Below are 13137 nucleotides of genomic sequence, written 5' to 3'. Positions count from 1 at the left end.
GCACCGGTACGTTCGCGCTGATGCTCGCCGACCGCGGCATCGAGGTCGTCGGCGTCGACCCGGCCCGCGCATCCGTCGACGTCGCCCGCAGCAAGCCAGGCGCCGAGCGCGTGCGGTGGCACGTGGGCACCCTGCAGGAGCTGGAGGCGACGGATGCGCTGCTGCCGCTGGGCGCGGACGTCGCGACCATGACGGCGAACGTCGCGCAGGTCTTCATCGACGACGCCGACTGGCACGCCGGTCGAGGACTGGGTGGAGGTGACGGGCGTCGACACCTCGGAGCCCGACGGGCCGCTCGTCACGTTCGTCTCGCCGACGGTCTTCCACCGCGACGGCCTCCGTATCGACTCGGTCTCGACGCTGCGGTTCCGCAGCCGAGAGCGCATCGAGCGCTCGCTCGCCGAGGCCGGCTTCGAGCTGGTCGACGTGCGCGACGCGCCAGACCGGCCGGGCCGCGAGTGGGTCTACCTGGCTCGCCGCCCCGCGTGAGCGGCGGTCTGCACTGACCGGTGGGCCTGCCCGCGAGCGCGGGTGCTGCGAGCCAACCGGTGGCGGGCAGGTCTACCGCTCAAGGCGCGCTACTCGGAGACCGGCGCGGCCTCGTCGAGCGATGCGGCGCGCGCCTGCTCGAGCGCCTGCGTGAAGACCTCCGCCGGCTGCGCGCCCGAGAGGCCCAATCGCATGTCGAACACGAAGAACGGCACGCCGTTCACACCGATCTGCTGCGCCTGCGCGATGTCGGCCCGCACGGCGGGCAGGTAGCGCTCGTCCGCGAGCGCTTCGCGGATCTCGCGCTCGTCCAGACCGGCCTCGAGGCCGATGGCGACGAGCGTGTCGATCTCGCCGATGTCACCGCCCTGCTCGAAGTGCGCTGACAGCAGTGCCTCCTTGACCGCATCCGCGCTGCCGTGCGCCTTCGCCAGGTGCAGCAGCTGGTGCGCGCGCAGGCTGTTGGCGACCACGAGCCGGTCGAAGTCGTACCGTAGGCCCTCGCCGGCCGCCTGCGTCGTCACGTGTTGGAACATCTGCTGCACCTGCTCGACGGGCATGCCCTTGCGGCTCGCCAGATACTCGACCTCGGTGCCCTCGTAGTGCTCGGGGAGCGTCGGGTCGAGCTGGTACGAGTGCCAGGTGACCTCGACCTCGTCCCGGTGCTCCCAGGCGCCGAGCGCCTTCTCGAACCGGCGCTTGCCGATGAAGCACCACGGGCAGGCCACGTCTGACCAGATATCGATCTGCATGCTCGGGGCAACGCGAACGTGCGCTGTCTGATTCCCGGCCGCGGCAGAACCTCATGGGCAAGCGCCCGGGTTCAGCTCAGCGGGGCAGCTCGTCGATCAGCGCGTCGGCCTCCGGGTCGTCCCAGTCGTCGAGATCGAAGTCGTCCTCTGCAGCGGCGTCGCCGGCGGCGGCCTGCTCGGTCGTGACGTCGAGCGAGGTGGTCTCGGCCGCCGTGTCGGCGCCCAGCCACGCGTCGGCAGCGGCTTCGAGGTCCTCATCCTCACTCGCGTCGAGCTCGTCGTCATCGCGCTCGGCGTCCTCCGCCAGCTCGTCGCGCAGCCACTGCGCGAGCGTGCCGTCGGCCTCGGCCTCGACCATCGCATCGACGTTCTCCTCGTCGAGCAGCAGGATCGCGGCCACGGTGTCGCCGTCCCGCGCGACGATCGTGTCGTCGTCGCCGTCCTCGCCGGGCACGCGCTCGACGGTGTCGTGCCACCCCGCCATCACGTCCTCGACGTGCGCCGCGATCCGCTCACGGTCTTCCAGCCAGTCGGTCATCGCGCCTCCTCAGGATCCGATCGGTGACCAGTCTGCACCCGTCGCAGGCGCTGCGCCTGCACGATGTAGTCGATGCCTGCCACGACGTGCAGCCCGATGCCGAGCAGCAGCAGCGTCATGCCCACCGGTGCCACCCACGCGAGCACGGTCTGGCCCAGCAGCAGCACGACGATCGCGGTCAGCAGCAGCGCGGTGCGCACCTTGCCGACCCAGGAGACGTGGATGCTGCCGGCGTGCGCCGCCCTGCCTGCGAACACCACCGTGGCGACGTCGACCGCCGCGATCACGCCGAGCATCCACCAAGCGACGGTGCCGCCGAGCGCGAGCGCCAGCGTCACGCCGATGATGCCGATGCGGTCGGCGATGGGATCGAGCACCTCGCCGATCCGCGACTCCTGGTGCAGCGCGCGGGCGAGCACGCCGTCGATCCAGTCGGTCGCGGCCCACAGGGCCAGCAGGATGACCGGCAGCCACGAGCCCTCCGCGCCGGCGACGATGAGCCAGCACACGGGCACCAGCAGCAGCAGCCGCGCGAGCGTGATCACGTTCGGCACCGTGACGACACGGGTGAAGAAGGGATCGTCCGGATCGCGGTCGCGAGCCGAGATGAGAGGCATGTCCTCTTGATAGCACAGCCGAATCGGGGCTGGCGGCCTGTCACGCCTGGCGCGGCGCCCAGCCCCGGGTCGCGAAGCCGACCACGATGCCGACCAGGGCGCCGACGACCGACTCGACCAGCCGGTCGACAAGCAGCTGCTCGACCGGAGTGGGCGTCGCCAGATGCACCGCCAGCAGCGCCAGCGGCGTGATGCAGATCATCGCGATGCCGTAGTTGCGCCCCACCAGCAGCTCGGCGCCGAAGGTGAACACCACGATCAGCACCACCACCCAGATGGCCGAGGGCTGCAGCGCCAGCACGCCGGCGGCGAGCAGCACGCCGAGCACGGTGCCGGCCATGCGATGGGTGCCGCGCACCACCCCGGCGGCGAAGGTGGGGGTGGAGACCGGCACGAGCGCCGAGACCATCGCCCAGTAGGGGTGCCCGATGCCGAGCAGCACCGCGATGCCGCCCGCCAGCAGCACGCCGATCGCGTAGCGCGCGACGCGGCGCAGCTGCACGCGGCGGCCGGCCCGCAGGGTCCAGTCGCGCGTCAGCTCGCCGCGAGGGGTGGGCAGGCCGCGCGCCCGCCGGATGGCCGTGCCGGTCGAGCCGACCAGCACGGCGAAGGCGGCGGATGCGGCGGCCACCACGGTCGCGGTGCCCGCGTCGGCGAGCGTGCCGCCCGGCAGCGAGGCGGAGCCCGAGAAGGCGAACAGCGCGAACAGCGGGCCGGGCGGGTGCCAGTCCTCGGCGTCGGAGATGATCGAGATGAGCCCGGCCAGCACCGCGCCGGCCGCGATCATCGGCCAGGTCGGCATCGGCAGGGTCGCGACGAGCGAGCCGAGGCCGACCATCGTCACGAGCACGCCCGCGGCGGTCAGCTGCATGGTCAGCCGCGACAGGTGCACGCGGTTGCGGCCGTAGAGCGCGGTGAAGGCGCCGAACGCCGCCCACGGCGCCCACTCGGGCCGGCCGATCAGCAGCAGCGTCGCGAGCGGGACGAGGGTCGAGATGGTCGCGCGGATCGCGACGCGGTGCGCGCCCGCGTGCGGCCCGAAGGCGAGCAGGCTCTCGCGCCAGAAGACGCCGCCGTGCCCGTCCGAGCCTCGCTGCGCGCTCACGCGCGGGTGCCCGCGCACTGCGCGAGGCCGAGCCGCACCATCTCGACGATGCGGACGGCGAAGGCCTCGCGGGTCTGCGCATCGAGCGAGCGCAGCGGTCCCTCCACCGTGAGCACCGCGAAGCCGTGCACGGCCGACCATGCCAGCGCCTCGGCCCCCGCCCGCTCCTGCTCGGTCAGCTCGCCGACCTCGACGAGCGCGTCGAGCGCCAGCTCGAGCTGTTCGTACGGCGTGCGCCCGCAGGCACCCCGACCGCGCTCGTCGTGGGCGGCCTCGAGATCGCCGCGGGTGCGGAACGCGAGCCGGAACAGCCCCGGCTCCTGCCAGGCGAAGCGGATGTAGCCGATGCCGGTCGCGGCGATCGCGCCGTCCGCCCAGGCCCGGCGGTCGCCGGACGGGACGAGCGCGAGCTCGGTCTCCATCGCATCCGCCACCATCGACTGCGCGCGCAGCGCCAGCTCGAACAGGAGCTCGTCGTGGCCCTCGAAGTGGCGGTAGACGGCGGAGGGCGCGACACCGGCGACGCGAGCGAGCTCGCGCACGCTGACACCCTCGGGACCGTCGGAACGCGCCGCCTCGAGACCCGCGTCGAGCAGCGCCCGACGGAGGTCTCCGTGGAAGTAGCCCGATCTCGCCATCGCTCTTGATCCTACGCGCGATCATGCGCTAATGTGAACGCCGTTCACACGCGTGCTCGCCCCCGGCCCGCGCGCGGAGCACGCCGATCGCACGAGGAGCAGTCATGGCAGTGCAGATGGTCTTCCCCAACTACGCGGTCGCCGACATCGGCCGCGCGACGTCGTTCTACGAGGCGCTCGGCTTCGCGAAGAACCCCGTCTTCAGCGACGAGACGAGCAGCTGCGTGGTGATCAACGACCAGGTCGCCATCATGCTGCTGGAGCACGCGAAGTTCGACGAGTTCCTCACCGGCGAGCAGCAGCGCGCGCCGCAGGGCGCGCTGGAGAACCTGCTGGCGATGCTGCTGGGAAGCCGCGACGAGGTCGATGCGTTCGCCTCTGCGGGCACCGGCGCAGGCGGTACGCTCTCCAAGCCGGTCGAGGACAACGAGTGGGGCATGTACGGCGGCCAGCTCACCGATCCGGACGGCCACATCATCGACTTCTTCTTCATGGAGGCCCCGCAGGGCTGACCTGCGCCCCTCCACCTTTCCCGCAGCGACGCGAACCCAGCGGTCGTCATCCGCTGGGTTCGTCGTCGCCCTCTCGGAGCACCATGCAGACCGAAACGCACGACCAGCGGCCCATGCCGCAGCCCACCCCTCCCGCGATCCAGCGCCTGCCGCCCGGTGGCGCCATGACCATCGCGACGCTGCTGGTGTCGGCCTTCGTCGTCATCCTCAACGAGACAGCGATGAACGTCGCCATCTCGACGCTCATCCAAGACCCGGTGCTCGCGATCGACGAGCGCGCCGCGCAGTGGCTCACCACCGCGTTCATGCTCACCATGGCCATCGTCATCCCGACCTCCGGCTGGCTGATGGCGCGCTTCAGCAAGCGCACGCTGTACGTCACGGCGATGGCCGCGTTCATCCTCGGCAGCCTGATCGCCGGCTTCGCGCCCTCGTTCCCGCTGCTGCTGCTCGGCCGCATCGTGCAGGCCTCCGGCACCGCGCTGGTGTTCCCGCTGCTGATGACGACGGTCATGGAGCTCGTCCCGCCCGCCCGTCGCGGAGCCTTCATGGGCACCATCTCGATGGTGATGTCGGTCGCGCCCGCACTCGGCCCGACCGTCTCCGGCGTCATCCTGCAGTTCGCCTCCTGGCGATGGATCTTCCTCGGTATCGCGCCGCTCGCGCTGCTGTTCCTGCTCTTCGGCGCGCGCAAGCTCGGCGGCGAGCCGCAGGCGCACCGCCCCCGGCTCGACACGCTCTCCATCCCGCTCGCTGCCCTCGGCTTCGGCGGCCTCGTCTACGGGCTCTCGCTCATCGGTGCCGAGGGGCTCCCCGCCTGGCAGCTGCCGGTCGCGCTCGGCGTCGGCGCGGTGAGCCTGGCCGCCTTCGTGCTGCGGCAGCTGCGGCTGCAGCGCTCGGACGACGCGCTGCTCGACCTGCGCACCTTCCGGCACCCGCTGTTCACCGCATCCGTCGTGGTCATGACGATCGCGATGGCCGCCATGTTCGGCACCCTGATCATGCTGCCGCTCGTGCTGCAGGACTCGATGGGCCTGGAGCCCCTGCACGTCGGGCTCATCACCATGCCCGGTGCGCTCATGACCGGCCTGCTCGGGCCGGTGGTCGGCAACCTCTACGACCGCTGGGGGCCGAGGCCGCTGGTCATCCCCGGCGCGCTGGTGGTGCTGGCGGCGCTGGTGCTCTACACGACGCTGCACATCTCGACGCCCTGGTGGATGGTGCTCATCATGCAGATGGTGCTGATGTTGGGCTTCGCGTTCACGTTCCCTCCGCTGTTCACGGTCTCGCTCGCGGCGCTGCCGAAGCACCTGTACGGGCACGGCTCGGCGACCATCAGCACCGTGCAGCAGGTCGCGGGCGCCGCCGGCACCGCCGCGTTCGTCACCATCATGGCGACCCGGCAGACGCAGCTGGTCGCCGAGGGCGTCGCGAGCGGCGAGGCGCTGCTCGAGGGCGCGCGCATCGCCTTCATGGGTGCCGCCGCGCTGTGGGTGCTGGGCGTCGCCGCCACCTTCTGGCTGCGGAAGCCCGCCGACGAGGTGCCCGACGAACCGGAGCACGACGAGGCCGCAACGCCCGTCTCGGCGGCGGATGGCCAGGAGCCTGACGGCCTGGTGGTCACCGCGCACTGACGCGGCAGTACGAGAGGCCGGGAGCGGACGATCGCTCCCGGCCTCTCGCGTCGTCTGTGGATCAGTCGGTCGGCGCGGGCTGCCCCATGACGCGCACGGCCTCCGCGGCGTGCTCGTTCGTGACCTGCACGCCGTAGCGCTCGGCCTTGAGCGCCTGGACGCTCGTGAAGTCGCGCTTGCCGCCGGTCATGGCGTGCTGCACGACTGCGGCGATCATGCCGAAGGCGGCGCCCATGAGCAACGCCCAGATCAGCCAGACCCAGCCCCCGGCGCCGATGAGCGCGAACAGCAGCCCCACGAAGAGACCGAACCAGGCGCCGGCCATCGCGCCACCGAGTGCGGCGCGGCCGTAGGTCATGCGGCCGAGCACCTGCTCGACGGTGCGGAGCCCGGTGCCGACGATGCGCACGTGCTCGACGGCGAACTTCGCGTCCGAGAGCCGGTCGACGAGCGCCTGCGCCTGCTCGTAGGTGTCGAACTCGGCGATCGTGGTCGACGGTGGCGTGGGGGCCGTGCGGCCCTGCATCGGATTCTGGGTGTCGGTCATGGTGCCTCCTGGTGCCGTGCGGGCGTCTTCCACGATCATCGCACCCGCCGTCGATAGGTTGGCTGTGTGGACGACATCCTGAGCTTCGCCGGCGACTACTGGTGGCTCATCTTCGTCATCGGGCCGGTGGTGGGCGGATGGGTCGGCGGCGCCGCCAAGTACAACGAGCGCCGTCGCCGCGACCGCATCGAGCTCGAGCGCGTGCGCCGCGCCCCGATCGCGCCCGTCGCGGCCACGGCGGCGCAGCAGCGCCAGGCCGACGCGCAGGCGGATCTGGCCGACCGCGACCGGCAGATCGACCGCATCCTGGTCGATCACGACGAGATCGATCGCCGCTGGCTCGACTTCGAGCTCGACGTGGCGAAGCTCATCGACTACCCGCTCGTGACCGACATGCGCGAGCCGCTGACCCAGACCTTCCACCGCGCCAAGCGGGTCGCCGACGGGCTGCGCCCCGCAGAGCGGGGGGAGCTGCGGGCAGCGGGGGCGCTCGAGCGCTACCGCGAGGCCGTGCGCGACTACGAGGTGGCCTTCGAGGCGGCGGTGCGCGAGGCGAAGCGTCGCGCGCAGTCGGGCTTCAGCGACGCCGAGCGCAGCCGGCTGGAGTCGGCGCAGCGGCTCATGGCGCTGGCCGAGAACGAGGCGTCCACGCCGGCAGAGCGGCAGAGCGCCTACAAGCAGGCGCGCAGGGAGCTCGACGGCCTCATCGCGCTGCCGGATGCGACGACGCAGGACATCGAGCGCCGCATCGCGGGCGAGATCGAGGCCTAGCGGCGATCTTCGGGGGCGGCGGCGTGGAGGTCGGCGCCCGCGCCGTCGACGACCGGGTCGAACGCCGAGATCGCGGCCACCGCATCCGCCACCGTGTCGACCAGGGCGATGCCGGCTTCGCCGGGCCGGTCGCGCATGACCGCCTGCAGCAGCGGCCACGCCGGCAGCGTCTCGGTCCAGTAGCGCTCGCCGAGCAGCACCAGCGGCGCCCACGCGCCCTCCTCGGCGTAGGAGTTCTCGCACGCGTCCTGGAAGATCTCCTGCACGGTGCCGCCGCCGCCGGGCAGCACCACGATGCCGGCGTTCGCGACGCGCAGCAGGATGTCCTCGCGCACCGAGTTCTGGAAGTACTTCGCGATCGAGGTCGCGAACGAGTTGGGCGGCTCGTGGCCGTAGTGCCAGGTGGGGATGCCGAGCGAGACGCCGTCGCCGACGCGCTTGGCGACCGCGCGCGCCGACTCGATCCACGCCGCGATGGAGCCGCGGAACGAGGGCACCGCAGCGAGCTCATCGATCGCGGCGTCGAGCTGGTCGGGCGAGAGCGCGACCGCGCGGGCGCCCAGGTTGGCGGCCTCCATGGCGCCCGGCCCGCCGCCGGTCGCGACGACCCGGCCGGCCCGGGCGAGCCCGTGCGCGAGGTGCGCCGCCTGGCGGTACTCCGCCGAGTCGCGGGTGAGCGCGTGGCCGCCCATGACGCCGACGATCAGCTTGCCCTGCACCCACTCGGCGAGCGCGGCGTCGATCGAGTGGTCGTGGAGCGCGGCCGCCAGGGTGTCGGCGACGTCGTGGTGGCGGGTGCGCGACCACGCGTAGACGCGCGCGTCGAAGCTCGCCGGGTAGCCGCGCTCGATGCCCTCCACGAGGTCGTCGGGGGCGTACAGCGACGAGCGGTAGGCGTTGAACGGCGTGTCGGGCACGTCGTCGAACACCAGCGCGCCCTCGCCGATCAGCCGCTCCTTCTGGTCCTGCGGCAGCTCGGAGCCCATGATGAGCGCGCCGTAGCCGTGCAGCGACGCGAGCGTGTCGCCCCGCTGCCGCAGGTCGAGATCCTGCACGCGCCAGCCGTACATGCTGCTGGTCTTGGCGGCGAACCGGTCGAAGGCGGCGAGCGTCGAGATGTCGAGCCGTCGGCCGTGCTGCGGTCGCTGATCGAAGTCGCCCATGCGGGGGAGCCTACCCACGCCCCGCCGCGCGCTGGCCGAGCCTGTGCGGAATCTCCAATCGCGGCTCCGGCGGTTGGCGCTGGGGTCGCCGATCGGGGCGCCGCCGCAGTGCTCGACGACGCGGTGCCGGCCGTCACACGCTCGGGCTCACGGCGCCCGGCGTCACCGCGATGCGGCTGCCGCCACCCGGCATCGGCACCACGCGGATGCGGGAGGGGATGCGCTCCTGCATCTGCTGCACGTGGCTGATCACGCCCACGCTGCGCCCGCCGGCGCGCAGCTCGTCGAGCGTCGCCATGGCCGCCTCGAGGGTGTCCTGGTCGAGGGAGCCGAAGCCCTCGTCGACGAACAGCGTCTCGAGCGAGACGCCGCCCGCCTCCGCCTGCACGACGTCGGCGAGGCCGAGCGCCAGCGCGAGCGAGGCGAGGAAGGTCTCGCCGCCGGAGAGCGACCTGGTGGTGCGGGCGACGCCGGTGTGCGCGTCGAGCACCTCGATGCCGAGCCCGCTGGCGCGCCCGTGCGAGGCGCGCCCCTCGTCGTGCACGAGCGTGAACCTGCCGTCGGTCATCGCCGCCAGCCGCAGGTTCGCGGCGTCGATGATCGTCGCGAGCCGTGTCGCCAGCACATACGTCTCGATGTCCTGCGCGCGCTCGTTCTTGCCGTCGAGCGCGCGGGCCAGCGAGCGCACCGTCTCGGCGTGCTCCGCGCCTTCGGCGAGCGAGCGGATGGCGTCCCGCGCCGCGGCGAGGTCCCTGGCGGCATGGTCTCGGGTCGTCTCGCCCGCCGCTGCCGCTCTGGCCGCCTCGGCGGCGGCCGTCGCGGCGGCGCGCAGCGCCTCCTCGAGCGGCGCGAGCTCCGGCCGCTCACCCAGATCGGCGAGGTCCGGCTGCGCGAGCACGCCCTGTGCGCTCGCGACCGCGCGGTCCTGCGCGGCGATGCGGTCGCGGAGCGCATCGCGCGCGGCCGGATCGGCGCGCATGGCGAGCGTCGCCGCGCGATCCGGCAGGCCGTGCTCGGCCAGTGCCTCGGCGCCGGCGGCTGCCGCCGCGGTCTGCTCGGCGAGCGCCTTCTCCGCTTCGGCGTCGGCGTCGAGCCAGCGGCGGAGCGCATCCCGCCGGCGGGTGGCGGTGCGCAGCAGCGCCGCGGCGTCGACGTGCTCGCCGAGCGCGTCCGCGAGCTGTGCGCGGGCATCGTCGCGCCGGGCTGCCGCGGTCGCTGTCGCGGTGCTCGCCACGGCCGCGCGCGCCTCGAGCGCCGCCACCTCCGCCTCGAGCAGAGCGGCGTGCTCGTCGTGCTCCTGCAGCGCGCGCACGGCGGCGTCGCGGGCGAGCTCGGCGTCGGCGGCCGCCGTCTGCGCGGCCTGCGCGCTCGCCAGCTCGGTCTCGAGCACCGTGCGGTCGTCGCTGCCCGCACGCCCCTCGTGCGCGGCGAGCCGCTGCTCCAGCTCGGCGAGCGCGTCGTTCGCGGCGCTCGCTGTCTCGAGCGCGCGCCGGCTGCGATCGAGCGCCGCGGTGACGTCCTCCGCAGTGACGGCCTCCGACGCGGGCGGGTGGGGCGCCGGGTGCTCGGCCGCGCCGCACACCGGGCAGGGCTCGCCGTCGCTCAGCTCGCTCGCCAGCTCGCCCGCCATGCCGTCGATGCGCGCTGCCTGCAGGCGGTGCAGCTCGTCGGCGGTGCGTCGCTGCGCCGCCGCGGTCTGCGACGCCGACTCCCGCGCCGCGGCCAGCGGCTCGGCGAGCGCGTCGGCCTCGTCGCGGGCGGTCAGCCGCGCGGTCGCATCGACGACGCGGCGAGCAGCCGCCTCCGCGCCCGCGGCGGTCGCCGTCGCGGCCTCCCGCGCGTCGACCAGCTGCGAGCGCGCGGCAGGCGCGTCCGCCATGCGCTGCTTCGCCGCACCGACCGCTGCTGCTGCAGCCTGCGCACCCGTCGCCGCCGCCTTCGCCGCGCGCTCGAGCCCCGGGATCGAGGCTTCGAGCTGCTGGGTCGCCGTGGCGCGCGCGGCATCGTCGACCGCGGCCGCGTGCTGGGCGAGCACGGCGTCGCGCACCGTCTCGAGGTCGCCGCGGTCGAGGGCGCCGAGCTCGAGGTCGTCCGCCAGCGCAGCGCCGGCCGTTGCGAGCGTGTCCGCGGCCCTGGCGGCCTGGCCGTCTGCACGGCTCCAGCGGTCGAGGGGCGCAGCGGCCTCCGCCGCCCGCAGCGCGTCGGCGAACCGGGCGCGGTCGGCGTCGATCGCCTCGGCGGCCGCGTCGAGCCGCTCGAGCGCGGCAAGCGCCGCATCGCGACGGTCGATACGCGCGACCAGCGTCGCGGCCGCGTCGCGCGCCTTGCGCGCCTCGCGCTCCGCCCCGGCCGCGCTCGCGCTCCGGCCGGCAGCGTGCTCGACGTGCGCCGCGATGCGGGCCTCGAGCATCGCCAGCGTCGCCTCGTCGAGGTCGCCCTCCGCCGGCGCCCCGGCATCCTCGGCCGGCAGCGACAGCGCGGCGTCGCGCACGCGCTCGCCGCGATCGTCGCGGGTGCGCTCCAGCGAGGCGCGCTCGGCATCGACGGCCTTCGCGTCGGCGACCAGCAGCTCGCGCAGCTGGCGCAGGCTCCCGGTGCCGAAGAGCCGCTCGAGCAGCACCTTCCGCGCCTTGCTCTCGGCGAGCAGGAACTCGGCGAAGCCGCCCTGGGCGAGCAGGATCACGGTCAGGAACTCGTCCTTGCGGAGGCCCAGCAGTCGGGCGACCTCTGTACTGGCCTCGTCGGTGCGGGTCGCCAGGGTCTCCCACGCGTCGCCCTGCCGCATCCACAGCGTCGCCGTCGCGCGCTCCCTCGTGAACCCGGTGCCGCGCAGCTTCGGCCGCTCGTACTCGGGCGTGCGCCGCACCTTCAGCACCTGCTCGCCGAGCGCGAACTCGAGTTCCACCCAGGTGAGGTCGCCGGGGCCTGCCAGGTCGCTGCGCACGTGCGGCGCGCCGTCGTAGCGCGGCGCGCTGCCGTACAGCGCGTAGGCGACGGCGTCGAGGATGGTCGACTTGCCGGCGCCCGTCGGCCCGGCGATCAGGTACAGCCCGTCGGCGTCGAAGGACGCGAAGTCGATCTCGAAGCGGTCGCGGAAGGGACCGAACGCCGACAGCTCAAGGCGCAGCAGCCTCACTGCGCGATCTCCGCGGCCGCGACGCGAGCGAGGCCGTCGCGCACGAGCGCCGCCTCGGCCTCGCTCGGCCCGACGCCTGCCCGCACGTGCTCGAGGAAGTCGCCGATCACCTCGGCCTCGCTGCGTCGCGCGAGCCGTGCGCGCAGCTCGGCCGCGGGCGCATCCTGCCCGCCGGTCCACTGCACCTCGGCCGCGTGCGGCCAGCGCTCCTGCAGGCGCCGCATCGCGTCGATCGGCCGCAGCCGGTCGGTGAGCAGCGCCCGCACCCAGTCGTCCTCGGTGCCGGCGAGCGTCTCGTCGGCCAACAGCGCGTCGAGCTCGCCCTCGATCGTGGTGAGCGCCCTCGGCACCGGCAGGTCGACCCACGCGACGTGTGCCAACCCATCCGCATCGAGATCGACGAGCCAGCCGCCGCGCTGCGGCGAGCGCTCCCTGAACGAGTAGTGCAGGGGCGCGCCGGAGTAGCGCACCGAGGGCGCGAGCTCCTGCCGCGAGTGGAGGTGGCCGAGCGCGACGTAGTCGATGCCGGCGAAGCGCGCCAGCGGCACGACGTCGAGGCCGCCGGCGGTGATGTCGCGCGGGGCGTCGTCCTCGGGCTCCGCGACGCCCGCGGCGAAGCAGTGCGCGAGCACCACCGAGCGCGCGGGAGACGCGGCGAGCGACGCGCGCACGGCGCCCATCGCCCAGCCGATGGCGTCGGCCTGGTTCGCGATGCCGGCCTCGGGCAGCGACGAGCGCATCGCGACCGGCTCGAGGTAGGGGAGCGCGAAGACGTGCACCGGCCCGTGGTCGTCGGCCAGCTCGATGCGCCACGAGTCGGGCTCGAGGGCGCGGGTGCTCAGGTGCAGGCCGCCGGCGCTCGCGAAGCCGGCGTTGGCGCCCAGCCGCGCCGCCGCGTCGTGGTTGCCGCTCGAGAGCACGATCTGTGCGCCCGCGGCGCGGATCTCCTGCAGCGCCCGGGTGAGCGCCTCGACGTGGCGGCCCGAGGGCATCGCCGAGTCGTAGACGTCGCCCGCGACCAGCACGACGTCGACCCCGTGCTCCCGCACGATCCGCGCGATGGCACCCAGCGCATCCGTCAGCGCATCGAGGGTGTCGGCACCATGGAAGGTGCGCCCGACGTGCCAGTCGGAGGTGTGCAGCAGCCGCATGCCTCCACGCTACGGGCGGCCACCGACGCACTTCGACGCCATGCCGCGCCGGTAGAGTGGACGCAGCCCCTGCCCGTGCTCGAA

The 13137-nt window shown here is 73.7% G+C and carries 13 protein-coding genes and 1 pseudogene; 5 read left to right on the top strand and 9 right to left on the bottom strand.

From position 1 onward, the window contains the following. Positions 1–20: 20 nt before the first annotated feature. Positions 21–155: pseudogene (locus J1M46_RS15755) on the top strand (hypothetical protein); the annotation flags it as partial. Positions 156–258: 103 nt separating this feature from the next. After that, the gene (locus J1M46_RS15750; protein WP_342384417.1) at positions 259–489 is read left to right on the top strand and encodes a hypothetical protein; all 231 of its coding nucleotides are present in this window, start codon (positions 259–261) and stop codon (positions 487–489) included. An 89-nt stretch (positions 490–578) separates the two neighbouring features. Here the strand turns inward: J1M46_RS15750 and J1M46_RS06905 are convergent, their stop codons facing one another. The 5 genes from J1M46_RS06905 to J1M46_RS06885 all read right to left on the bottom strand — a co-directional run bounded on the left by J1M46_RS06905 (position 579) and on the right by J1M46_RS06885 (position 4139). After that, positions 579–1241: a DsbA family oxidoreductase gene (locus tag J1M46_RS06905; protein ID WP_206447145.1), complete on the bottom strand. Its 663-nt coding sequence runs from the start codon at positions 1239–1241 to the stop codon at positions 579–581. 76 nt (positions 1242–1317) lie between these two features. Then, entirely contained in the window at positions 1318–1779 is a 462-nt protein-coding gene (locus J1M46_RS06900; protein ID WP_206447144.1) for a hypothetical protein, read from the bottom strand. After that, positions 1776–2396 carry a CDP-alcohol phosphatidyltransferase family protein gene (locus tag J1M46_RS06895; protein ID WP_206447143.1) on the bottom strand — a complete coding sequence of 207 codons (621 nt, stop codon included), beginning with the start codon at positions 2394–2396 and terminating at the stop codon, positions 1776–1778. The genes J1M46_RS06900 and J1M46_RS06895 overlap by 4 nt, the downstream gene beginning before the upstream one ends. Positions 2397–2436: 40 nt before the next feature. Beyond that, entirely contained in the window at positions 2437–3501 is a 1065-nt protein-coding gene (locus tag J1M46_RS06890; RefSeq protein ID WP_206448762.1) for an FUSC family protein, read from the bottom strand. Continuing rightward, a complete protein-coding gene (locus tag J1M46_RS06885) occupies positions 3498–4139 on the bottom strand; it encodes a TetR/AcrR family transcriptional regulator (protein ID WP_206447142.1) in 642 nt (213 codons plus the stop codon). The genes J1M46_RS06890 and J1M46_RS06885 overlap by 4 nt, the downstream gene beginning before the upstream one ends. A 104-nt stretch (positions 4140–4243) precedes the next feature. Between J1M46_RS06885 and J1M46_RS06880 the strand changes: the two genes are divergently transcribed. Both J1M46_RS06880 and J1M46_RS06875 read left to right on the top strand, forming a co-directional pair. Beyond that, positions 4244–4651, top strand: a complete 408-nt coding sequence (locus J1M46_RS06880) for a VOC family protein (RefSeq protein WP_206447141.1) — start codon at positions 4244–4246, stop codon at positions 4649–4651. 83 nt (positions 4652–4734) lie between these two features. After that, on the top strand, positions 4735–6285 hold the full coding sequence (locus J1M46_RS06875; protein WP_206447140.1) for an MDR family MFS transporter: 1551 nt from the start codon (positions 4735–4737) through the stop codon (positions 6283–6285). 61 nt (positions 6286–6346) lie between these two features. On the opposite strand, the gene J1M46_RS06870 is transcribed toward J1M46_RS06875, so the two are convergent. Then, on the bottom strand, positions 6347–6832 hold the full coding sequence (locus J1M46_RS06870) for a general stress protein (RefSeq protein ID WP_241249046.1): 486 nt from the start codon (positions 6830–6832) through the stop codon (positions 6347–6349). A 66-nt stretch (positions 6833–6898) separates the two neighbouring features. Between J1M46_RS06870 and J1M46_RS06865 the strand changes: the two genes are divergently transcribed. Beyond that, positions 6899–7603 (top strand): hypothetical protein, encoded by a 705-nt coding sequence (locus tag J1M46_RS06865; protein WP_342384306.1) that lies wholly within the window; start codon positions 6899–6901, stop codon positions 7601–7603. On the opposite strand, the gene J1M46_RS06860 is transcribed toward J1M46_RS06865, so the two are convergent. The 3 genes from J1M46_RS06860 to J1M46_RS06850 all read right to left on the bottom strand — a co-directional run bounded on the left by J1M46_RS06860 (position 7600) and on the right by J1M46_RS06850 (position 13053). Then, positions 7600–8766: an LOG family protein gene (locus J1M46_RS06860; RefSeq protein WP_206447139.1), complete on the bottom strand. Its 1167-nt coding sequence runs from the start codon at positions 8764–8766 to the stop codon at positions 7600–7602. The genes J1M46_RS06865 and J1M46_RS06860 overlap by 4 nt on opposite strands. A 133-nt stretch (positions 8767–8899) precedes the next feature. Beyond that, positions 8900–11902, bottom strand: coding sequence for an AAA family ATPase (locus tag J1M46_RS06855; protein WP_206447138.1), 3003 nt, complete (start codon positions 11900–11902; stop codon positions 8900–8902). Beyond that, positions 11899–13053, bottom strand: a complete 1155-nt coding sequence (locus J1M46_RS06850; RefSeq protein WP_206447137.1) for an exonuclease SbcCD subunit D — start codon at positions 13051–13053, stop codon at positions 11899–11901. Before J1M46_RS06850 ends, J1M46_RS06855 begins: the two co-directional genes overlap by 4 nt. Between the last annotated feature and the right edge of the window lie 84 nt (positions 13054–13137).

Origin of the sequence: Agrococcus sp. KRD186 (genome assembly GCF_017168255.1) — a bacterium.
Classification (GTDB): domain Bacteria; phylum Actinomycetota; class Actinomycetes; order Actinomycetales; family Microbacteriaceae; genus Agrococcus.
The sequence above is the reverse complement of the archived record's forward strand: the minus strand, read 5'-3'. Positions and strand labels throughout refer to the sequence as shown.

Excerpts from the sequence above, each read along its gene's own strand:
- J1M46_RS06905 (WP_206447145.1), bottom strand. The coding sequence starts at position 1,241 with ATGCAGATCGATATCTGGTCAGACGTGGCCTGCCCGTGGTGCTTCATC.
- J1M46_RS06900 (WP_206447144.1), bottom strand. The coding sequence starts at position 1,779 with ATGACCGACTGGCTGGAAGACCGTGAGCGGATCGCGGCGCACGTCGAG.
- J1M46_RS06895 (WP_206447143.1), bottom strand. The coding sequence starts at position 2,396 with ATGCCTCTCATCTCGGCTCGCGACCGCGATCCGGACGATCCCTTCTTC.
- J1M46_RS06885 (WP_206447142.1), bottom strand. The coding sequence starts at position 4,139 with ATGGCGAGATCGGGCTACTTCCACGGAGACCTCCGTCGGGCGCTGCTC.
- J1M46_RS06880 (WP_206447141.1), top strand. The coding sequence starts at position 4,244 with ATGGCAGTGCAGATGGTCTTCCCCAACTACGCGGTCGCCGACATCGGC.
- J1M46_RS06875 (WP_206447140.1), top strand. The coding sequence starts at position 4,735 with ATGCAGACCGAAACGCACGACCAGCGGCCCATGCCGCAGCCCACCCCT.
- J1M46_RS06870 (WP_241249046.1), bottom strand. The coding sequence starts at position 6,832 with ATGACCGACACCCAGAATCCGATGCAGGGCCGCACGGCCCCCACGCCA.
- J1M46_RS06860 (WP_206447139.1), bottom strand. The coding sequence starts at position 8,766 with ATGGGCGACTTCGATCAGCGACCGCAGCACGGCCGACGGCTCGACATC.
- J1M46_RS06850 (WP_206447137.1), bottom strand. The coding sequence starts at position 13,053 with ATGCGGCTGCTGCACACCTCCGACTGGCACGTCGGGCGCACCTTCCAT.